This is a genomic window from Enterobacter sp. FUJ80071 (genome assembly GCF_038739915.1).
Lineage (GTDB): Bacteria > Pseudomonadota > Gammaproteobacteria > Enterobacterales > Enterobacteriaceae > Enterobacter > Enterobacter kobei.
This window is the reverse complement of sequence record NZ_JBBXKH010000001.1, coordinates 3,901,135-3,923,514: the sequence shown is the minus strand read 5'-3', so window position 1 is coordinate 3,923,514 and position 22,380 is coordinate 3,901,135. Positions and strand designations below refer to the sequence as shown.

Here is a 22,380-nt window from a genome sequence, read left to right as displayed (position 1 = left end):
CTTATTATTTGGAGTAGTCGCGCGCACCGAAAATGGCGGTACCGATGCGCACCATAGTGCTGCCTGCCGCGATGGCGGCTTCCATATCATCCGACATGCCCAGAGAAAGCGTGTCTACCGTGTTGTAGCGCGCTTTAAGCGCCTCAAATGCTACAGCCATTTGCTGTGCCACGGCAAACTGCCTTTCATAACTTGACTCTGGCGCCGGAATAGCCATCAGCCCACGCAGGGTTAAGCGTGGCAGCGCGGCCACGTCTGCGGCCAGCGCATCCAGCTCGCTCAGCGCAATGCCAGACTTGCTGTTTTCGTCGCTGATGTTGATTTGTATCAGCACGTTAAGCGCTGGCATCTCTGCCGGGCGTTGTTCGTTCAGGCGTGTGGCAATGCGCAGACGGTCAATCGTATGGCACCAGTCGAAGTGCTCAGCCACCAGACGGCTTTTGTTCGACTGCAGTGGACCAATAAAGTGCCACTGAAGATCCGTATTCCCCTTTTCCCGGAAGTCGCGAATTTTATCCACGCCTTCCTGCACGTAGTTCTCACCAAATGCGCGCTGGCCTGCATCAATCGCTTCTGCGATGGCGCTCGCAGGCTTGGTTTTGCTGACTGCAAGGAGCGTAATTTCTTCTGAAGCACGGCCGCAACGCGTTGCGGCAGCTGAGATTTTGTCCCGGACCTGTGCCAGGTTATGCGCAATGTCGTTCATTTTCCGAGGAGTAGTCTATGGATGTGGAAGAAATGGTGGCCCTTAGTGTAAAGCATAACGTCTCCGATCTACACCTGTGCAGTGATTCGCCACCCCGCTGGCGCCGGTCAGGACGCCTTGAACCCGCGCCGTTTCCGCCGCCTGATGTCGGGACGTTATTAAAAGCGTGGCTCAATGATGAGCAGCAGGGAAGCTGGTGGGCTCACGGTCAGGTCGATTTTGCCGTGACGGTGGCAGAAGGCCAGCGTCTGCGTGGGAGTGCGTTTAAGCAGATTAACGGGGTGTCCATCGCCCTGCGGTTGCTGCCACGCACCTGTTCGCCACTCTCTTCGCTGGGCGTGCCGCGTGCCATTCCGGAACTGTTATCCAGTGACAATGGGTTGATTCTGGTGACGGGGGCGACCGGCAGCGGCAAATCCACCACTCTGGCGGCGATGGTCGATTTCCTCAACCACCATACTGACGGGCATATCCTCACGCTTGAAGATCCGGTGGAGTATCTGTACCGGAGCGAACGCTGCCTGATTCAGCAGCGGGAGATAGGTCAGCACTGCCCGTCTTTTGTCGAGGCGCTGCGCGGAGCGTTACGCGAGGATCCAGATGTGATTTTGCTGGGGGAGCTGCGTGATGCAGAGACGATCCGTCTCGCGTTGACGGCGGCGGAGACCGGGCATCTGGTGCTGGCGACACTGCATACGCGGGGTGCCTCGCAGGCCATTGAGAGGCTGGTGGACACCTTCCCGGCGCAGGAGAAAGACCCGGTACGTAACCAGCTGGCCGGTAGCCTGCGTGCGGTGCTGGCACAGAGGCTGCTTCCCGACCTGCAGGGTGGGCGTGTCGCGCTGTATGAACTGCTGGTGAATACCCCGGCGGCGGCAAATCTGATTCGTGAAGGAAAAACCTGGCAACTGCCCGGTATCATTCAAACAGGCCAGCAGGCGGGAATGCAGAACTTTGATCAGAGCGTGGCGGAGAGACGGGCGCAGGGGCGGCTATAGGCCCCTGAGATTAATAGCCCTGTTCGAAATAGCTTTCGAGGATGATGACGGCAGAGGCGGAGTCTACGCTACCTTTGTTGAGCGCCCGGAAGCCGCCGTGCTCAAACAGGCCAGCACGCGCTTCGACGGTGCTAAGACGCTCGTCGTGAAGCTTCACGGAGACGCCAAAGCGGCCATGGATTTTATTGGCGAACTTACGCGCGCGGGCGGTAAGGGGTTGTTCGGTGCCGTCCATATTCAGCGGCAGCCCAACGATAACATCATCCGGTTGCCACTCTTTCAGCAGTCGTTCGATAAGATTCCAGTCGGGCGTGCCGTCGTTGGCCTTCAGGGCCGTGAGCGGACGCGCGGTACCGGTGATGCGCTGACCCACAGCGACGCCAATGCTTTTGGTACCAAAATCAAAGGCCAAAAGTGTTCCGCTCATCAGGCGTGCCCCGCGACACCAGGCATGGTCAGAATATCAATGCCAATCAGTTTTGCCGCATCGCGCCAGCGATCGGCTATCGGGGTTTTAAACAGAATATTCATGTCCGCCGGTGCGGTAAGCCAGGCGTTATCGAGGATTTCCTGCTCAAGCTGGCCTTTCTCCCACGACGAGTAACCCAGCGCCACCAGCACTTCGGAAGGCTGTTCTGCGGTACCCAGCGTTTCGAGAACGTCGCGCGAGGTGGTGATCACGGTGTTATCGGAGATGCGGATACTGGAAGAGAATACCGGCGGGGTATGCAGGATAAAGCCGCGATCTTCTGCAAGTGGTCCACCCAGCATCACCGGTTTATCAAGCCGGATCTCCGGCAGTCGCGCTTCAGCCGGGATTTTCAGCTTGTCCAGAATCCCTTCAACCTGCAGGTTTTCCAGTGGCTTATTGATGATAATGCCCATCGCGCCGTCTTCATTGTATTCACAAATATAAACCACGGCGCGGCGAAAAATCGGATCCTGGAGAGCAGGCATGGCAATAAGAAAGTGATGCTGTAAATTCATTGTCAGAGGTACTGTTTCCTGGTTTAAAAAGCGACAGCGCCCAGTATGGGGATAAAGCCGGGCGCTGTCACAGATTATTTCTGTAAACGTTTTTCGATAGCGTCCATCAGCATTCCGGTGATCGAGATCGGGAACTCCGCTTCGATTTCGCGAATGCAGGTTGGGCTGGTGACGTTCACTTCCGTCAGGCGATCGCCAATGATGTCCAGGCCAACAAAGATCAGGCCTTTGGCTTTAAGCGTTGGGCCAACGCGGCGGGCAATTTCCCAGTCGCTTTCGGTCAACGGGCGCGGCTCACCGCGTCCACCGGCCGCCAGGTTACCGCGCGTTTCGCCACCCTGTGGGATACGTGCCAGGCAGTAAGGTACGGGTTCGCCATCCACGACCAGAACGCGTTTGTCGCCATCTTTAATGGCGGGCAGATAGTTCTGGGCCATGCAGTAGCGGGTACCCAGTTCGGTCAGGGTTTCGGCAATCACGCCAATGTTCGGGTCGCCTTCCTTCACGCGGAAAATAGACGCGCCGCCCATGCCGTCCAGCGGCTTCATGATGATATCGCCGTGTTTTTGCCAGAACTCCTTCAACTGAGCTTTGCTGCGGGTCACCAGCGTTTCAGGCGTCAGGTCTGAGAACCAGGCGGTATAAAGCTTCTCGTTGCAGTCGCGCAGGCTCTGCGGCTTATTGACGATCAGCGTCCCTTTCTCTTCGGCACGCTCAAGGATATAGGTGGAGTAGATGTATTCGGTGTCGAACGGCGGATCTTTACGCATCAGAATAACGTTGAGATCGGCGAGGGCAATATCCTGCTCGGTGCCAAACTCGTACCATTTGTCGTAGTTCTGCTCGACGTTAACGATGCGGGTACGCGCGCGGGCTTCACCGTTGATCAGGTAAAGATCGTTCATCTCCATATAGTGGAGCTCATAGCCGCGACGCTGCGCTTCCAGCAACATAGCGAAGCTGGAATCTTTCTTGATGTTAATGTTTGCGATGGGGTCCATCACGATGCCGAGCTTAATCATGTTCTTCTCCGTTTATACTTCAACCCAGATCGCCAAACCGTACCTGTAGCGCGGTAATGGCCGTGAGTGCCGTTGTCTCAGTGCGCAGAACGCGAGGTCCCAACAGAATATCAGTAAACTGGTAACGCGCCGTCATCGCAATTTCGTCCGCCGACAGGCCGCCTTCGGGGCCAATCAGCAGGCGTACACGTTCAACGGGCAGCGGCAGCGTATTAATGCTGGCGCTGGCGCGCGGATGAAGATTGAGCTTCAGTCCGCTCTCCTCTTCGGCACACCAGTCCTCCAGGTCCATTGCCGGGCGGATCTCCGGTATGCGGTTGCGGCCGCTCTGTTCACACGCCGCAATGGCAATTTTCTGCCACTGCTGGATCTTTTTGTTCAGACGTTCCGCATCCAGTTTAACGCCACAGCGCTCGGAAAAAAGTGGCGTAATGAGGCTTACACCCAGCTCAATGGATTTTTGAATGGTGAATTCCATCTTTTCCCCGCGGGACATCACCTGGCCCAGGTGGATGTGCAGCGGCGATTCACGGTCGTCCACTTCACCGCGCAACACATTCACATGCACGCTTTTTTTATCCGCCCGGGTGATTTCCGCCTCGAAAATCTGATTAGAGCCGTCGAAAAGCTGTATTGCCTGCCCAGCCCCCATGCGCAGCACGCGGCCAACGTGGTTGGCGGCGTCGTCAGACAGGGCGATTTCGCGACCTGCGGTAATCAGTTCAGGGTGGTAAATGCGAGGAATGCGCATAGTCAGAAATTCCATATGTCATGCGAGATAAGCGAATTGCCGTAGTGTAGGTTAGCTCTTTTGCGCCTGGCAAGCCCGCTGGACGTACGGGTTATGATTCCCCTGGACTCTGGCGATGCGTTCGTCGCGCTGACATTCCCACTCCGTCACCGGATATTGCTTATCCCACGCATTGAACAACTGCGTCTGCTGACGGGAGAGGTTGAGGTCGTAGCGGTCACGCATGTAGAAGTAGGTGCGGGCGATGCTGCCGCGCGCGCGGGCAGGCGGCTCGGCGACTTTTTCTTTAAAATCCACCTTCATGCCGCACTGGCCATATTGGCCTTCGCCACCGTTCCACTGGCTGTACATAAAGTTGCCGCGGTCACCGTTCACTTCACCCACGGCGGGCTGCAGGTTATGCATATCGCTTTCCATCTGGCGGTAGACAGGATCTTTAGAACAGTTTTTACGACCGCCATCCTGCCAGCACTGGCGCTGGTGGCCAAACTGCCATGCCGGAACGACATGTTCCCATTCGATGCGGCTGGCGCGGTTTTCGTTTTTACGCACCTTATAGCCGCAGGACTCCAGGTCCACGACCCCTTTTTTACCCTGCCAGTTAATTTTACAGCCGCAGTAGAAATCGCCCGGCACATCGGCGTTCACCTTCACGCCTGCTGCCTTGGCCTGGGAAAAACTGTTGATACCATCGGCCAGAGCATGGCCTGAGAACGCTGTCGTCAGAAAGGCGACCGCGAGAGAAAAATTACGGGACATCTTACACTCCGTGTCAAAACGAGCCCGCAACGTAACGAATGTTTTTCCTGTATGCAATCAGTCAGATCAGGAAAGTTCCTGAATGTTCAAATGATTACTCCGCAATCAGCGGTTCGCCGCATTTGACGCAGCGGTAGGTCGCCTCGCCGCGGACCACGCGATTATGGCGGCGGACGGTAAGCTGATGCTGCTGACACTGGCAGCGGTAGGGGAACGTATTGCGACGTACAGATTCCAGCTCGAACTGATGAGTTCTGCGCGCCGGAACGCCCAGTACTGCCTCCATCATCCACTTCCACTCTTTTCCGTGCGGCGCGACGCGACCAAAATGTTTCCACACCAGGAGGTGAGCCAGCTCATGCGGCACCACTTCCTCAATAAACGCCTGCTGGTTTTCCATCATCAACACCGGGTTCAGGCGGATCTCATACGATTCCAGCCAGGCAGTACCCGCCGCGGTGCCACGCTGCTGATAGACGAGCTTCGGTTCAGGGTAATTCCGACCGAGCTTCAGGTTCGCCTGGGCGAGTTTTTCCCGCAGGCTGCGCATAACGGCTTGCTGAAGGGCGATGGGGAGACGGGGAGCTTTCATAGGGGCAGAGCATAAAGCGCGAAGCGGGGAGGCGCAAGAGGCGCCTCCCGCAAGAGGATTAGTCGTGTGCGCCGATTTCGCGCAGTGGACGACCTTTCATCAGGTTACGTTCAATATGTTCCAGTGAAACATGTTTGGTTTCTGGAACCAGCCAGATGGTCAACACAATAAAGAAGATGTTCAGACCGGCGTAGACCCAGAAGGTGTTGGCATTGCCCAGGGTATTGAGCATGGTCAGGAACGTCGCGCCGACGATCATGTTGGCAATCCAGTTGGTTGCAGTTGAGCAGGTGATACCAAAATCACGCCCTTTCAGCGGCTGGATCTCAGAACACAGTACCCAAATCAGCGGACCGGCGCTCATCGCGAACCCGACGATAAACATCAGCAGCATGCCTACCGCAAAATACTGTGCGGTTGGGGAGTGGATGCCGACGTGCATCATGGTGCCCAGCACGCCCATACCGATCGCCATGACCAGGAAGCCCAGCGTCAGGGTAGGTTTACGTCCCCAGCGGTCCACCAGGCCGATCGCGATAAAGGTCGCCAGCACGTTGGTCAGGCCGACGATGACGGTGCCCCACATCTGCTCGGTGGTGTTGGTATAACCCGCCAGCTCAAAGATTTTTGGCGCGTAATACATGATGACGTTCATCCCGGTGAACTGTTGCATCACCTGCAGCAGCACGCCGAGGAATACTGCGCGACGGAAGTTGCTGTTCTCTTTAAACAGCGCCCAGCCAGATTGCTTCACCTTCAGGCTTTCGCGGATCTCTTCCAGCTCGTTTTTCGCCTCCGCACTGGTGTCGCGCAGGCGCAGCAGCACCCGTTCGGCATCGTGGAAGCGGCGCTTTGCGGCAAACCAGCGTGGGCTGTCCGGCAGGAAGAAGACGCCAATCAGCAGCAAAATGGCCGGGATGATGATCACGCCAAGCATCCAGCGCCATGCCCCGCTGTAGCTGAACGCGGTATCGGAAAGATAAGCCCCGAGAATACCGATGGTAATCATCAGCTGGTACATCGAAATCATACTGCCGCGAATTTTCTCTGGCGCAATTTCAGAGAGATAGAGCGGGGCGGTGTAGGACGCGACGCCGACGGCCAGCCCCAGCAGTACGCGGGAAAGAATAAGCACTTCAACGTTAGGGGCGGCAGCAGAGAAGAGTGAACCGGCGACGAAGAGAATGGCACCAATCATTAGGCTCTTTTTACGTCCGAGCTTGAAGGAGAGCCAGCCGCTGCCGACAGCACCAACCGCTGCGCCAAACATCATCGAGCTGACCACCCATTCCTGGGTATGCGCGTTAATCTGGAATTCGTCTGCGATGAAGGGAAGGGCGCCAGCAATCACGCCGATATCTAGGCCAAAAAGTAAACCTGCCAGGGCGGCGAGGAAGCAGACGAAGAATGTCATCGCCTTGTTGGACGTACGCCCCTGTTTTTTATTGTCAGGCATTATGCCCTCCAGTTGGGTTATCAGTTTTATTGATGTTAAGGGTAGGTGAGTGACCCGTAAAAATATGTGAGATTAATCACATTGGTGTAATCGGTTACACTGGTGTGTAACCGTAAAAATTATTAAAGCTTTGAAAATATAGAGGTAAATGAGGTGATATGCATCGCGAAAGAATACATTTCAGACTTAACTGAAAGGAAATGTAACAGCACAAGAAATGCCATCACGCAAAGAGATTATTCCGAAAGCGAGGTACATGGACTGGCGTGTAAGCGGTTCCAAACATTGCCGGGTGGCGGCTGCGCCTTACCCGGCCTACAAAAGCTCCATACCCCGTAGGTCGGGTAAGGCGCAGCCGCCACCCGACACAAAAAAAGCCAGCACAAAGGCTGGCTTTTTTAACGCTCTTGTCAGTCGATTATTTCAGACCGGCAGCTTCACGCAGCAGGGCGGCTTTGTCGGTTTTTTCCCATGGGAAATGTTCACGACCAAAGTGACCGTATGCCGCGGTTTCTTTGTAGATTGGGTGCAGCAGATCCAGCATCTGAATCAGTCCGTATGGACGCAGGTCGAAGAACTCGCGTACCAGCAGGGTCAGCTGTTCTGAAGGCACTTTCTCGGTACCGAAGGTTTCAACCATGATGGAGGTTGGCTCAGCCACGCCGATGGCGTAAGAAACCTGAATCTCACAGCGGTCAGCCAGGCCGGCAGCAACGATGTTTTTCGCAACATAACGTGCCGCGTATGCCGCAGAGCGGTCAACTTTAGACGGATCTTTACCAGAGAACGCACCGCCGCCGTGACGTGCCATGCCGCCGTAGGTATCAACGATGATTTTACGTCCGGTCAGACCGCAGTCACCCATTGGGCCGCCGATAACAAAGCGTCCGGTTGGGTTGATGAAGAATTTGGTCGCAGAGCTCAGCCATTCGGTCGGCAGAACCGGCTTGATGATCTCTTCCATCACTGCTTCTTGCAGGGATTTCTGGTCAATCTCTTCGGAATGCTGGGTAGACAGTACCACCGCATCGATGCCAACGATTTTGCCGTCATCGTACTGGAAGGTGACCTGGCTTTTTGCATCCGGGCGCAGCCACGGCAGGGTGCCGTTTTTGCGTACTTCAGCCTGACGCTGTACCAGACGGTGCGCGTAGGTGACCGGGGCTGGCATCAGCACGTCGGTTTCGTTGGTCGCGTAGCCAAACATCAGGCCCTGGTCGCCCGCGCCCTGTTCCAGTGGATCGGCACGGTCAACGCCCTGGTTGATGTCTGGAGACTGTTTGCCAATGGCGCTCAGCACCGCGCAAGAATTGGCATCAAAGCCCATATCAGAATGCACATAACCGATTTCACGCACCGTGTTACGGGTGATCTCTTCGATATCAACCCATGCGCTGGTGGTGATCTCACCGCCAACCAGAACCATGCCAGTTTTGACGTAGGTTTCGCACGCGACGCGCGCTTTAGGATCCTGCGCCAGGATCGCATCCAGCACCGCATCGGAGATTTGGTCAGCAATTTTATCAGGATGTCCTTCTGATACGGACTCGGACGTAAACAGGTGTTTTGCCATGTTTTATTTCACCTAAGAGGATTTTGGTTAGCTCAAGCTGCTGTGTGGAATAGCCAAAGGAGATAATTCTACCAAGGCCTGCAGGTTTTTGACACTGGCAGTATGAGTGTTAATCAGTATAGATGGATTAACATCTGGATGGCTATTTTAGGTCACTTCTTCGCCCGATTTCCAGTTTTTTTTGATTCATCTCTCACGGCGTTGAAATGTCTGCTGGAAATTTTTCCTGACGGCGCTGGCAACCCACGCATTTTTGTTTTGCTTTTTAGCCCCCTTCTCGGTATAAAACGCGGCGCGCGGCTCATACAAAATAAGCGCTCGATGAACTCATCGAGTCGCCACTTCCAGCCGGGTTAAGCAGTGAACTTTTAGCTTTGGCTTGGGGTCCGTTTCAGCAGAGGCGGCCGTGGAGGTGATACGAGATAATGAACCATCGTTTTCCGCTAATTCAGCGCAGCCGTTCTGGCGCGCATTTGATTCCCGCAACCCGCATTTCTAGTCTGCAAACCTGCCGATGTTATACCCATCTCGGCGCTTCTCAGGATTCCAGGGCCGGTCAGGCTGTGTGAAAACTGAACAAGGGCGCTCTTGTTAATACAAGAGTTTTCTCGTGGTTTCGCCGAACCTTGTCATACAGAGTTCGGATACGTGTTTTACAATGATATGAATAAGAAACCGGTCGCACGGTCTGGATTTCAGCATACTCTGCTGGGAAACGGAGCCGTTTATGGGTTGTTATCGCCGTATAACGCTGCGATAGTAGTCAACTGTTTTACACTTAATACAAAGAGTTGAGGTTCGCTATGTCTGACGACATGTCTTCTTTTTCGCCTTCGTCAGCGGGCGAACAGGGTGTACTACGTTCTATGCAGGAGGTTGCGATGAGCTCCCAGGAAGCCAGCAAGATGCTGCGCACATACAATATTGCCTGGTGGGGCAATAACTACTACGACGTCAACGAACTGGGCCACATCAGCGTTTGCCCGGATCCGGACGTCCCTGAAGCGCGCGTGGACCTCGCCAAACTGGTGAAAGCCCGTGAAGCTCAGGGCCAGCGTTTGCCTGCACTGTTCTGCTTCCCACAGATCCTGCAACATCGCCTGCGTTCTATTAACGCCGCCTTCAAGCGCGCGCGTGAATCCTACGGCTATAAAGGCGACTACTTCCTGGTTTACCCGATTAAGGTGAACCAGCACCGCCGCGTGATTGAGTCCCTTATCCACTCCGGCGAGCCGCTGGGCCTCGAAGCCGGCTCCAAAGCGGAGCTGATGGCGGTTCTGGCGCATGCGGGCATGACCCGTTCGGTCATTGTCTGTAACGGCTACAAAGACCGTGAGTACATTCGTCTGGCGCTGATTGGCGAGAAGATGGGCCACAAGGTCTATCTGGTTATCGAGAAGATGACTGAAATCGCGATCGTGCTGGAAGAGGCTGAACGTCTTAACGTGGTGCCACGCCTCGGCGTGCGTGCGCGTCTGGCGTCTCAGGGTTCCGGTAAATGGCAGTCCTCCGGCGGTGAAAAATCCAAATTCGGCCTCGCGGCGAACCAGGTACTGCAACTGGTGGAGATTCTGCGCGAGCGCGGTCGTCTGGACAGCATTCAGCTCCTGCACTTCCACCTCGGTTCGCAGATGGCCAATATTCGCGATATCGCCACCGGCGTGCGTGAATCAGCCCGTTTTTACGTTGAGCTGCACAAGCTTGGCGTGAATATTCAGTGCTTCGACGTGGGCGGTGGCCTGGGCGTGGACTACGAAGGGACCCGCTCGCAGTCTGACTGCTCGGTGAACTATGGTCTGAATGAATACGCCAATAACATCATCTGGGCGATCGGTGATGCCTGTGAAGAGCACGGCCTGCCGCACCCGACGGTGATCACCGAATCCGGTCGCGCGGTGACCGCGCACCATACGGTGCTGGTCTCTAATATCATCGGCGTTGAGCGTAGCGAAATTTCCGAAGCGACGCCGCCGCAGGATGATGCACCGCGTTCCCTGCAAAGCATGTGGGAAACCTGGCAGGAGATGCACGAGCCGGGCACGCGTCGCTCCCTGCGCGAATGGCTGCACGACAGCCAGATGGATCTGCACGATATTCACGTCGGCTACTCGTCAGGCACCTTCAGCCTGCAGGAGCGTGCGTGGGCGGAGCAGCTTTATCTGAACATGTGCCATGAAGTGCAGAAGCAGCTCGACCCGAGCAACCGCGCGCACCGTCCGATTATCGACGAGCTGCAGGAACGTATGGCGGATAAGATTTACGTCAACTTCTCGCTGTTCCAGTCGATGCCGGATGCATGGGGTATCGACCAGCTGTTCCCGGTTCTGCCGCTGGAAGGGCTGAACCACGCCCCGGAACGTCGCGCGGTGCTGCTGGACATCACCTGTGACTCCGACGGTGCTATCGACCATTACGTTGACGGCGACGGTATCGCCACCACCATGCCAATGCCGGAGTACGACCCGGAGAACCCGCCGATGCTGGGCTTCTTTATGGTCGGGGCGTACCAGGAGATCCTCGGCAACATGCACAACCTGTTCGGTGATACCGAAGCGGTTGACGTGTTTGTCTTCCCTGACGGCAGCGTGGAAGTTGAGCTGTCTGACGAGGGGGATACCGTGGCAGACATGCTGGAATACGTTCAGCTCGATCCGAAAACGCTGCTGACCCAGTTCCGCGACCAGGTGAAAAACACCGGTCTCGACGATGCATTGCAGCAGCAGTTCCTGGAAGAGTTTGAGGCGGGGCTGTACGGGTATACTTATCTCGAAGACGAGTAATTATTCCGCCAGCTGAATATGAAAAGGGTCTGACCGTGGTCAGACCCTTTTTTATGGCTACATGAAAACCCCGCCGGTGAACGACGGGGAGAGGGCGGTTAACTCAGCTGTTCGTCCTGGAACGTAATGGTCACCTTCGCATAGATATTAATTGGCGTTTCCGCCATTAGCGGCAGCCACTGCTTCGGCTGGGCTGTTGCGCTCATATCGCCGTTCCACTGCTTGTGCTCAGGCGTTTTCGGCATGTCCATGCCGGTCTGGCCGGTGGAGGAACCCGGCGAGAGCTTCACGTCAGTGCCTTTCGGATTGCTCGACGGCGCCACGCCGTTGGTCATATCGCCGTTCCACTGCTTGTGCTCAGGCGTTTTCGGCATGTCCATGCCGGTCTGACCGGTGGACGAACCCGGCGAGAGCTTGACGTCAGTGCCTTTCGGATTGCTCGACGGCGCCACGCCGTTGGTCATATCGCCGTTCCACTGCTTGTGCTCAGGCGTTTTCGGCATGTCCATGCCGGTCTGACCGGTGGACGAACCCGGCGAGAGCTTGACGTCAGTGCCTTTCGGGTTGCTCGACGGCGCCACGCCGTTGGTCATGTCGCCGTTCCACTGCTTGTGCTCAGGCGTTTTCGGCATGTCCATGCCGGTCTGACCGGTGGAGGAACCTGGCGAGAGCTTCACGTCGGTGCCTTTCGGGTTGCTCGACGGCGCCACGCCGTTGGTCATGTCGCCGTTCCACTGCTTGTGCTCAGGCGTTTTCGGCATGTCCATGCCGGTCTGACCGGTGGAAGAACCTGGCGAGAGCTTCACGTCGGTACCTTTCGGGTTGCTCGACGGCGCCACGCCGTTGGTCATGTCGCCGTTCCACTGCTTGTGCTCAGGCGTTTTCGGCATATCTTTGCCGGTTTTACCGGTTGCAGAACCCGGAGAAAGCGTTGGGTAATTCGTATTTGGAACGTCCCATTTTTTCTTCGGCGTTGTGCTGTCAGCCGGTTTCGGCGCAGGCTTCAGATCGTCCGCTTTCGACGGCGTAACGGCAGGCACCGCTTCGCTGTGCGCGGTTTCAGACGGGGTGGTATCCGTCTTCGTCGTGCTGTCAGCCGGTTTCGGTGCAGGCTTCAGGTCATCCGCTTTCGACGGCGTAACGGCAGGCACCGCTTCGCTGTGCGCGGTTTCAGACGGGGTGGTATCCGTCTTCGTCGTGCTGTCAGCCGGTTTCGGTGCAGGCTTCAGGTCATCCGCTTTCGACGGCGTAACGGCAGGCACCGCTTCGCTGTGCGCGGTTTCAGACGGGGTGGTATCCGTCTTCGTCGTGCTGTCAGCCGGTTTCGGCGCAGGCTTCAGATCGTCCGCTTTCGACGGCTTAACGGCAGGCACCGCTTCGCTGTGCGCGGTTCCAGACGGGGTGGTATCCGTCTTCGTCGTGCTGTCAGCCGGTTTTGGCGCAGGCTTAAGATTGTCCGCTTTCGACGGCGTAACGGCAGGCACCGCTTCGCTGTGCGCAGGTTTCGCTGGCATATCCTCTTTCTTCTTCGTGCCATCGCCTGAATGCTTCGACGAGCCGCCGCCATTGCGGTGGTCGCTCGGCGTATCGACGTCGTAACTGCCTTTTTTCTTCTTACCGATGCCAGGATCCGCAAGCGTATAGGAGATATTGTTGCCCGCTTCTTTTTCGTCACGGGTGACAACGGACATCTCATCCTTGTTGGTGTTGATCTCGCCAGTCGTACCTTTGCTGGTGGTGTCACCCACGGAAATGGTGGATTTCTGCGTTTCGTTACGGTGGATCTCATCGACCGTATCCACGTAGATGTTAGCCGATGGAATGCCGCCTTTTTTACCCGGCAAACCACCGATACCTACGCCGCCACCGCCGTACAGGCCGTCCTGCTCAACGGTATCTTGCAGGTCTTTGGCGTTGATATTGCCTGCAACGTTGACGTTACCGGTGCCATTATCAGAGACGATATTGGCCCCCGCCATGTTGAGGTCGCCGCCGGTTTTCACCTGCACGTCCCCCGTGGTGTGAATGCCGGACTGCTTCGCGGTGGTTGCCGAGTCATAAGCCTCTGAGCCGCCGCCGCCGTTAACGGCCCCGGTAGGCATCACGCCTTTCGTCGACACGGCTACACCGACGGATGCACCCCAGTTGGCACGCTCGTTGTCCGTGTGAACCGTATCCTGAAGGGAGTTCACGGTCATATCCCCTGCAACATCCACGTCCGCGGTATTGGCATCAATGTTGGCACCGCTCATGGTCATGTCGCCGCCGGACTTAATTTTGACGTCGCCTGCCGTAATGGTGCTGTTGGTGTAGCTGGTGCTGTTGCCTGTTCCTGTCTCTTTGCTGCCGCTGTAGTCGACGGACGCGCCGCCGCTCACGCCGGAGAGATCCACGCCCACGCCAGCCGAGATGCCCGCCGAGTGCTCCTCGGTGGTGTTGCTGTAGCTGGATGTGGATTTCGCCGCATTCATGTTCACATCACCGCCTGCGTTAATTTCAACGTTCTGGCCGCTAATGTCTGTTCCGTTCAACGTGGTGTCTTTTTTGGTGTTGATCGAAACGTTATTGGCGCTGATGTGGTTAATGTTTTCCGCCGTGGAGGTGGAGGTTGAGTGCGATTTAGACGAACTGCCGCCAATGGTAACGGAACCGCCAGCCAGATCGTTAAGCAGCAGGTTAGAGGCCTCGCCCAGCACTTCCGCAGCCGTTGTTCCGGCGTTGGCAGTCTGGCCTTCGGTGCCTTTTTCAATCAGGTTACCGGCTTTATCAAAGGTATCTACAAGGGTGCTGTGGGCTTCACCCGTGATACCAAACGACGTCGCTTTATGGGATGAGGTGTTTTTCATCTCATCTTCATATTTCGTGGTCGCGACGTCCTCGGCGTTGATGGTCAGGGCGTCGCCCGCGCTGAGATCCGCCCCGCCGATGTCAGCGGTCTTACCGGCTTCAATCGTCCCGGACTGGCCAAAGTTGATTGCGGCATTGGTGTTCTTTTTGCTGTCGGTGACGGACGAGTCACTGGAGGTGCTCATGCCAAACGTGAAGCCAGCCGTATCATTGACCGGCGCACGGCCAGGCTTCTTGCCGATTGCAGAGGTGTCGGATTCTGATCCTGCGCTGACATAGTCGCCGGAGGTCGTTTCGGTGCTGCCGCCGTCCATGGTGCCGTAGCTGGTGTTAACCGACTGGCCGCCGCCGCTGACGCCCGCGCTGATGACAAACTCGCGTGACGAGCTGTGCTGTTCTTCGTGAGCAACGTCCTGGGACGTTTTGATCGTCACGTCATTTTCAGCGGTGATGCTGCCGGTCTGGGCGTTGTAGGTCCCCCCTTCCATCACCACGTCGTTTTTGGCCTCGATACTCATGTTGCCGCCAGCGGAAACATTCGCACCAATGGCTTTGCCCGTGGTGGTTGAGGTATCAGACATCGTGTAGTTGAGCGCGCTTCTGACGTCGTTATCAATGATACGCGTGGCGTCAATTTCATGCAGGTCATTGAAGGTGACGTCGCCGTCGGTGGCCTTCATGCTTACATCCTGACCCGCCGTAATATCCGACGCGTTGGAGGTGATAGATTTAGCCTCCATGTTAATGCTGCCGCCTGCGGTAACGCCGTCCTCAAAGGCGTGGATCACCTGCTTGCCGCTCTCATCGCGCCCTACGCTGGCCGTCATGGTGATGTCACCCTGAGCTGCGGACATGTTCACGTCGCCCTCAGCGTTAATCGCCGCGCCGTTGTTATTGATATTGCCGCTGGTGCTGGACATATTGATGTCGCCGCCCGCAGAGATACCCGCGCTCATGCCGTTGCTAACGTTGTTGATATCCCCATCAGAGACCAGCGTCATGTCGCCTTTGGAGGAGATTGTACCGTTGGCGTTATTGATGCTGTTCGCGTCGACGTTCATATCGCCACCGGCATGAACGGTCGCGGTGCCGCCGTTAACGTCTCCGCTCTCCATCTGACGAAGCGTTTCAGGGCACAGGTACACGACCGGGACCATCACGTCCACGCCGTTCACCGTCTGATTGACGAACCAGACGATATCGGCGTCCAGTCCGTTGCGCTGCTCCTCGGTCAGGGATTGACCGACAACCAGCCCCAGCTCGCTGTCCTGTGCGGCCACGCCTGCATTGTCCATCAGGGCCTGCACCAGCGCGTCGCCTTCCAGACCATCACGGATCGAAAAGAAACTGCCCACCGAGCTGTTGATCTCACGGCGGATCAATTCTGAGGTGAAGTAGTTATCACCAATAACGTTAACCGGCTTCTGCGGGTCATAGCCCACCTGATCGAAGAAGTAATCCGATCCTGTGTAAGCGCTCTGATCGATCATAGACGGACGCGTTTCAAAGATCGGAACGATATTGTTGGCTGGCCCCGGATACGCCGTGCCATTTTTTTCCGCTTCGGCGGTTTTCTTAAAGTCGGTTGAGACTTCAAACATGCCCGGAATGGAGACCATATCCTTGATGGTTGGCATCGGGCTAATGCCCATCGCCAGCTCGTCAATTTTCTTGGTATTTACCTGGACATCGTAACCGGCAATGACCGTATCCACGGTGTATTCACCCACGTCGATATCGCTTACGTCGCTGTGGCTGTTAATCACCCCAGCGTCCGCAATACCGTTATCCAGCGTGCCGCCGTTATGCGTAAAGTTACCGCCCGCGGTGATCTCGCCTTTTTCAGAAGGAACGAAGTAGGTTTTATTGTTTTTTAATGCCTCATTATTGGAGGCTGTTACGCTCGCCCAGATACCGCACATTGTACCGTAGTCGGTGGTTTGCCAGGTTTCACCGAAGATGTCGGACATCATTTTGTTGAAAAGCGTGGACTCGTTGCCGGTCATCACGACGGCGTTGTACCAGAGCGCTTTTTCAGGGTCATCACTGCCTGTCTTACCGGCCGCTGCGCCATTGCCAAACTCGAAGTCGAGGAACTGGTAAAGGGTATCAAAGTTCCACGTTGACGTATGATAGGCACCTAAATGCCACTGATAGGTGAGCCCGCCCTGCATCTCTAACGGCAGCTGCAGATAATCATAAATGGACATTTCACCGTATTCCGGTGAGTTGTAGATATCACCGGTAACCGTAATATCTTTCGCCGCCTGAATCAGACCACCTTTGTTTGTAAGCTGTTTTCTGTCGTAGATATTGCGCTGGTTGATATTAATGTTGCCGCCCGCGCTGATCTCGGCCTGATGATCCAGTCTCAATCCCGAGGTCACAACCGGCATTGAGAAGTTAATCATGGTGTTAGATTTAGTCGCGAGATGCTCAACGGTGCTATATACCGCACTGGCGTTCTGATAACCCGTCATGGAGATTTCGTCGCCGGTATAGCTACTTTCGTTTCTGATGGATTCAGCGTCTAAATTCACGTCCTTCTCAGCGCGAATGATCCCGGCCTGGTTATGGATCTCCTTCGCGATAATCGACATATCGCCCATGCTGAGCACGTTACCCGACACGCCGTTGAAGAAAGTACCGTTACGGGCTTCCAGACTCATATCGCCCATCGCCCACAGCAGGCTACCGGCATTGTTGGTGATATTGCCCGCGGTGACGTTGAGATCGCCTCCGGTCACGATAGAGACGGCGTTGGTGAAATTACCGTCTGCATTCACGGTCAAATCGCCAATCGCTTCCATCTGGGTGCTATTGGTAAAGTCGCCGTGCGTGGCGATCGCCATCGCGCGTCCGGCGTAGATATTCTGGTTATTGGCGTCGAGGGTCAGGCTGTTGTCGACGCTAAGCGTGAGATCGCGTCCGGCCTCAAGAATACCGGCCGTGTTGTTCAGGCTGGCGAGAGTCAGCTGCAGATCCCGGTCGGCGGTGATGGAGGCGTTGGCATCGTTTTGCAGGTTTTTGGTCGCAACAGCAATATTTGTGCCCGCAATGACTGCTTCAGTGGTGTTTTTGATGTTGCCTGTCTGAACATTCAGCGAGGTCGTTTTTGCCCCTGCGAGCACGGCTTCATCGCTGTTGTTAAGGGTGTTCTTCACGTTCAGCGTCAGGTTGTTATCCGTCGAGACAATGGCCGCACCACTCTCGTTGGTCACATTCTCTGAGGTCACGGTCACATCGCCGCCCGCCACCAGGGTCGAATTCGAACCATTTTCACTGCCGCTGTTGAGGAGTGAATTTGCCGCGACGGTTAACGCCCCATCAACGGCCTGAATCACCCCGCCGGAGAGGTTAGTCAGAACGCCAACGGCGTTCAGCACCGTGTTCATGCTGGCCGTGATCACCGCCTGGCTGGAGTTGGTCAGGGAATCCACATCCTCGATCGTCAGGTTCCGCAGGGCCATGAGCACATGGTCGCTCCCGTCGTTCATCAGGCTGCGGATATTGCGGATAATCAGATCGGTGCCCGCCTGCACGACGCCGTTATTGTGCAGCGTGTCGCCGTTCTGCACCGTGATGCTGCCGTCGCTGAGGATCACCGAGGCATTGTTCAGCGTATTCACACCGTCCAGGGTCATGTTGCCCGAGGCGAGGAGCGCCGCGTCAGCGCTGTTGTTCAGCGTACCCACGTTGTTGATGCTGAGGGTATGCTCAGACTGGATCACCGCGCTGTTGCTGTTGTTGAGCGTATCCACATTACTGATTGCTATGCTGCCGCTTCCGACCATCGCGGCGCTGTTAGTGTTGGATACGTTTGTGATGTCCAGCATCGCCAGCGCACCGTCTGCAACCAGCTGAGACGCATCGTTGGTGAGGGTACCGATGTTGGACAGGGTGAGATTGCCGCTGCTGTAGAGGGTGGCATCGCGGGTGTTATTCAGCGTACCGATGTGGTCCAGCAGGATGGATGTTGCCTGAATACCGGAGGCCGTGTTGGTCAGCGTTGTCGTGCCGGACAGATCCATCGCTCCACTCGCGAGCAGAACGGCGTCGCCCGTGTTGGTGAGAGTGGACATGTTGCTCAGGGGGACGTTTTTCCCCTGGAACCGGCTATTGTCGTTGGTCAGTGCAGTCGTCTGCGCGCCGTCCAGCGTAAGGTTTTCTCCCGCCAGGATCTCGCCGCCGTGGGTGTTATTTAATTGCTTACTGACGTTCAGCGCAACATCGCCCGCTGCGCTCAGGGTGCCGCCGTTGTTATTCAGCTTCGCCGCTTTCACCTGCGCTTTTTGTCTGGCGTTCAGCGTACCGCTGTTTTCAAGCGTCGCGTCGGCGTTGGACGCGGTCAGGGTAACGTTTTTCCCCTCGATTTTGCCCTGGTTCTTGATGGATTTACCGCTGGCAGTGAGGGAGACATCTTTTTCGTTGCTGATGATGTTACCGCTGTTGTCGACGTCGCCGCCGACGTTCAGGCTGACGGCTGCCGCATCACCCACGAGGGTGCCGCTGTTGGTCAAATTGCCGGTCGTGGTGACCTGCAGTGCGTCAGTGGTCGCACCGATGTTTCCACGGTTGTTCAGCGCGCTGGCGTTCATCACCAGCCGTTTTTCCGCGAAGATGCGGCCGTTGTTGTCCAGGTTGCCGACGCGGAGCGTCTGGTTATTGGATGCGTACAGCACGCCGTCGTTCTTCAGTGAACCGGACGCAATCGTCAGGTCCCCCGTGGCGCTGACGGAGCCGCTGTTCACAAAGGCCTCTTTCAGGGTGAACTGCAGGGTGCCTTTTTTCGCCAGGACGCTGCCGCCGCCGTTATTCATGCTGCCTGCGGTAATCTGTACGTCACCGCTGTGGCTGATCACCTGGGTATCCGAGATCAGCGAGGCAAACGGCACTTCAACGCCGTTGACCTTCACGACGAAATCGCCGTTTTTCAGCGTCACGACGCCGTTTGCAATGATCTTACCGTTGGCATCCAGCGCCTGCAGTTTGCCGTTCAGGGTATACTGGCCCGCGACGTTAATCTGAATCGCCGGAACGGTGGTGGTGGTGTTGTTGGTTACCAGCGAGGCGGCATTTTGCACCAGCGAGCTGGCATCAATGCGGATTTTGCCGGTTGATGCGATCACGTCGTTATTCAGCGTGATGCCCGCCAGGGCGTTCATGATAATGTCGTTTTTTGCCTGAACGCCGGAAGTGGATTTGTTCAGGGTGATATTCTTGCCGGAGAGCGACATATTTTTCTCGCTCGACAGGCTGGCGAGCGTAATGTCGCCATCCGCGCTGATCTCGAGATCGCTGCTGGCGATAATGCCGCCGGCATGACGGACGCCCGCCCCGGATTCGGTGCTGATCAGCTGGATCTTTCCGCCGTACATGGAGCCAAGCGCGCTACCGTCGATAGCCACGGCCGGACCCCGTCCGTCGCCTTTGTTACGTACGGTGTGGCTACGGGTCGCAAGGTCGTAGTCGTTCTGGCCCGCCAGCACTTTGATGTCTGCTTTACCGGCAATTTCGCCTTCCAGCTGCGCGCTGCGGCTAACGATGTCAAAGTAGCCCAGCCCGTCGGTATTAATGCCCTGACCGGTGACGGATACCGCCCCTTTTTCGACCGCCAGCTTATAGGAACCGTCGTTATTTGCCTGCACTTTACCGGTGCTGAGGGTCAGGCTGTTGGCATTGATGGTGGTTGCGCCGTTCACGCTAATGCCGTTTTCGTTGGCAATGATGATGTCGGCCTTTTTACCGAAAACTTCCATCGTGCCGTTAATGTAGGACGCTTTCGCACCCGTTACTTCGCTGATAATGGCGCTGGCTTCGTGCTGCAGTTGGGCATTTTTTACCGCATAGCCGCCAATTTTCGTTACGCCGTCCTGCATGCTGTTGTTAAAGATCATCCCCTGTTTTTCAACGTTAAATTCGTTGAATTTATTCATGGAGATGCCTTTCGCATTAGGATCGGCAATATTCACCACGGGCGTGCCGTTGGCCGCCTGGCCCATGGTAGGGCCTTTCGACTGACGATTATCAGGCGTGGTTGCCGCATCGACGGGGGCCGAGAAAATGCCGGCCAAAGACAGATATAATGGGCAGAGCCGCTTATGCAAATTGCGCGTGGTTATTTTTCCGCTGCGTGTGTTTTTGTTTTTCATTATTCTTCCCTTTGTTAGAAGTTAATTTCCGTTTTGTAATAAACCACCGTGTTATCGACGGTTTCTTCTTCCATTGAGTCTGGTTTTTTAACGGGCCACCCTGCCATAACGTAGGAAGAGAAATGGCTGCCAGTGGCTTTAACGCCCACTGATGCGCCCATCATGAATTGGCTGTCGCAGACATTGACGCCTTTCGGGCAATTATCTTTTGTGAAGCCAACGTCGTAGCCAATATAGGGCGTCAGCTGGTAAATACCGGCCAGTCCAATATCGAAAGGAAATTGCAGGCTATTGGCAATCCACGCGCCGCTGTCGCTCATCACGTTATCGTCTTTGAAACCACGAACGGTGTATTCATCCCCGATAGTCACTTTGGCATCACTCACCAGCACATCCGGCGTGTACTGAAAACCGCTGTTCAGCTCGTAGGTCATGCCGAGTCGGCCAAACTTAGCGAGCGGGCGCGTCCAGGAGGCAATGCCGTTGTATTTCAGATAATCGACGTCGAAACCCTCAAGGTCTTTATCGCCGTCGCGGGCTGAACCAAACCACGGCACCGCCGCGGTGACGCTCAGATCGCCATAGAACCAGCCACCGCCCATGGCGCCAACGTAGGTCAGGCCCGACGCCAGCGAGGTGTAGGTTTTTGAGCTAACGTCAATGCGCGCGTTTTCGATGCCGTTGTAGTTATCCCGGCGTTCGACTTTCATCCAGGCGCTGGTTTTGCCCGTCGCGCCACGCATCAGCATGCGGCTGATACGCAGGGATGCACGCTCCGACGTGCCATCGGAATCGTAAATGCCGAAGCCGCCGTCGATGCCTTTTTCGTATTCGGATTTGTAATAGCTGGTATCAAACCCCCAATAGCCCAGCGGCACGCTGTAGCTAAATGACCAGGAGTCCTGTTTATCATTATTATTTTTCAGATCGTTCCAGAAGTAATACGCATTAAAAATGTCGTTTAATCCGGCAATATTTTTTGCCGTCAGGCTGCCGTAATATTGCTGCCAGCCTTCTGATTTGCTCCCGGAGTTATTTAACCCCGCCGCCGCGTCAATCGGAAATGAGGGCTGATGAATCAGGTTAAGATCGGAATAGCCATTAATGATTGAGGGTTCAACGCTAATATTATCCCTCTCCGAGACCCGCATCAGGTTCTCAACCATCTGGTCGACATCCTGCATATTGAGGATCTTGTCTTTGGCAAACGGGTAGGCGGTAAAAAGACGCGTGCTATCACGCAGGCCTGGTGTCTGGCCGTTCACCTTAAAATCGTTAATCTTTCCCCACAGCACGCGAAGCTTAAGCGTACCGCTCTTGATGTTGCCGGGGTCGATACTGATAAGAGTGGTGGCATAGCCACGGGAAATATAAAAATCCGTTAACTCTTTCACTAAGGTGAAAATGTCAGATTTACCCAGATCCTTACCCAGATAGCGCTGGACGATCTCCTCGCGCTGCGGCGATCCGTCGAACAGATGATCGTCGAGGATCTCGATCCGGGTTACGTTGAACTTCCACGATGAATTTGCCGGCAGGCCGGTCTCCGCGTCTTCGCCGCGAATTGCGCGCTGCTGTTGCAGCAACGCTTCCGTTCTTTTCGCCTCTTCAATCAGATACTGGTTACTCTGCCGCTCCAGGCGGTCAAGTTCCTGCTTGTTCTGAACTGAGGGCAGTATGGCGGCATGGGCCACCTGTAATAAAGGCAGTAAAAACAGGATGTTTTTGATTTTGAAATGACAACGCATCACTCTCTC

15 protein-coding genes and 1 pseudogene are annotated in these 22,380 nt (G+C 55.8%); 5 read left to right on the top strand and 11 right to left on the bottom strand.

Translation table 11 applies throughout. The features are described 5' to 3' along the window. Window positions 1–4: 4 nt before the first annotated feature. Entirely contained in the window at window positions 5–706 is a 702-nt protein-coding gene (locus AAER43_RS18985; RefSeq protein ID WP_014885191.1) for a YggS family pyridoxal phosphate-dependent enzyme, read from the bottom strand. A 17-nt stretch (window positions 707–723) separates the two neighbouring features. Here AAER43_RS18985 and AAER43_RS18980 point away from each other — a divergent pair, with 17 nt between their 5' ends. Continuing rightward, window positions 724–1,704: a type IV pilus twitching motility protein PilT gene (locus tag AAER43_RS18980; protein ID WP_045281449.1), complete on the top strand. Its 981-nt coding sequence runs from the start codon at window positions 724–726 to the stop codon at window positions 1,702–1,704. A 10-nt stretch (window positions 1,705–1,714) separates the two neighbouring features. On the opposite strand, the gene ruvX is transcribed toward AAER43_RS18980, so the two are convergent. From ruvX to metK, 8 genes are all read right to left on the bottom strand, one after another. Beyond that, window positions 1,715–2,131, bottom strand: coding sequence for a Holliday junction resolvase RuvX (ruvX, locus tag AAER43_RS18975; RefSeq protein ID WP_006811925.1), 417 nt, complete (start codon window positions 2,129–2,131; stop codon window positions 1,715–1,717). Further along, window positions 2,131–2,691 (bottom strand): YqgE/AlgH family protein, encoded by a 561-nt coding sequence (locus tag AAER43_RS18970; RefSeq protein ID WP_008499752.1) that lies wholly within the window; start codon window positions 2,689–2,691, stop codon window positions 2,131–2,133. Before AAER43_RS18970 ends, ruvX begins: the two co-directional genes overlap by 1 nt. A gap of 74 nt (window positions 2,692–2,765) precedes the next feature. Beyond that, window positions 2,766–3,713, bottom strand: a complete 948-nt coding sequence (gene gshB, locus AAER43_RS18965) for a glutathione synthase (protein ID WP_023331278.1) — start codon at window positions 3,711–3,713, stop codon at window positions 2,766–2,768. A 19-nt stretch (window positions 3,714–3,732) separates the two neighbouring features. Continuing rightward, window positions 3,733–4,464, bottom strand: a complete 732-nt coding sequence (rsmE, locus tag AAER43_RS18960; RefSeq protein WP_023331277.1) for a 16S rRNA (uracil(1498)-N(3))-methyltransferase — start codon at window positions 4,462–4,464, stop codon at window positions 3,733–3,735. Between the two features lie 51 nt (window positions 4,465–4,515). Then, entirely contained in the window at window positions 4,516–5,223 is a 708-nt protein-coding gene (gene endA, locus AAER43_RS18955; RefSeq protein WP_014885187.1) for a deoxyribonuclease I, read from the bottom strand. Window positions 5,224–5,317: 94 nt separating this feature from the next. Beyond that, on the bottom strand, window positions 5,318–5,815 hold the full coding sequence (locus tag AAER43_RS18950) for a SprT family zinc-dependent metalloprotease (RefSeq protein WP_014885186.1): 498 nt from the start codon (window positions 5,813–5,815) through the stop codon (window positions 5,318–5,320). Window positions 5,816–5,873: 58 nt separating this feature from the next. After that, entirely contained in the window at window positions 5,874–7,271 is a 1,398-nt protein-coding gene (gene galP, locus AAER43_RS18945) for a galactose/proton symporter (RefSeq protein ID WP_014885185.1), read from the bottom strand. A gap of 418 nt (window positions 7,272–7,689) precedes the next feature. Continuing rightward, window positions 7,690–8,844 carry a methionine adenosyltransferase gene (gene metK / locus AAER43_RS18940; protein WP_014885184.1) on the bottom strand — a complete coding sequence of 385 codons (1,155 nt, stop codon included), beginning with the start codon at window positions 8,842–8,844 and terminating at the stop codon, window positions 7,690–7,692. 138 nt (window positions 8,845–8,982) lie between these two features. Here metK and AAER43_RS18935 point away from each other — a divergent pair, with 138 nt between their 5' ends. The 4 genes and pseudogenes from AAER43_RS18935 (at window position 8,983) to speA (ending at window position 11,624) form a co-directional block, all read left to right on the top strand. Continuing rightward, complete coding sequence (locus AAER43_RS18935) at window positions 8,983–9,201, top strand: hypothetical protein (protein ID WP_014885183.1); 219 nt, start codon at window positions 8,983–8,985, stop codon at window positions 9,199–9,201. Window positions 9,202–9,323: 122 nt separating this feature from the next. Beyond that, window positions 9,324–9,413 (top strand): annotated as a pseudogene (locus tag AAER43_RS18930) (hypothetical protein); the annotation flags it as partial. 94 nt (window positions 9,414–9,507) lie between these two features. Further along, window positions 9,508–9,639 (top strand): acid stress response protein YqgB, encoded by a 132-nt coding sequence (yqgB, locus tag AAER43_RS18925; RefSeq protein ID WP_127312443.1) that lies wholly within the window; start codon window positions 9,508–9,510, stop codon window positions 9,637–9,639. 8 nt (window positions 9,640–9,647) lie between these two features. Next, complete coding sequence (gene speA, locus AAER43_RS18920; protein ID WP_014885182.1) at window positions 9,648–11,624, top strand: biosynthetic arginine decarboxylase; 1,977 nt, start codon at window positions 9,648–9,650, stop codon at window positions 11,622–11,624. A gap of 98 nt (window positions 11,625–11,722) precedes the next feature. On the opposite strand, the gene AAER43_RS18915 is transcribed toward speA, so the two are convergent. Both AAER43_RS18915 and AAER43_RS18910 read right to left on the bottom strand, forming a co-directional pair. Continuing rightward, window positions 11,723–20,623, bottom strand: coding sequence for a hemagglutinin repeat-containing protein (locus AAER43_RS18915; protein WP_342702013.1), 8,901 nt, complete (start codon window positions 20,621–20,623; stop codon window positions 11,723–11,725). Between the two features lie 14 nt (window positions 20,624–20,637). Beyond that, window positions 20,638–22,371, bottom strand: coding sequence for a ShlB/FhaC/HecB family hemolysin secretion/activation protein (locus tag AAER43_RS18910; protein WP_050863106.1), 1,734 nt, complete (start codon window positions 22,369–22,371; stop codon window positions 20,638–20,640). Between the last annotated feature and the right edge of the window lie 9 nt (window positions 22,372–22,380).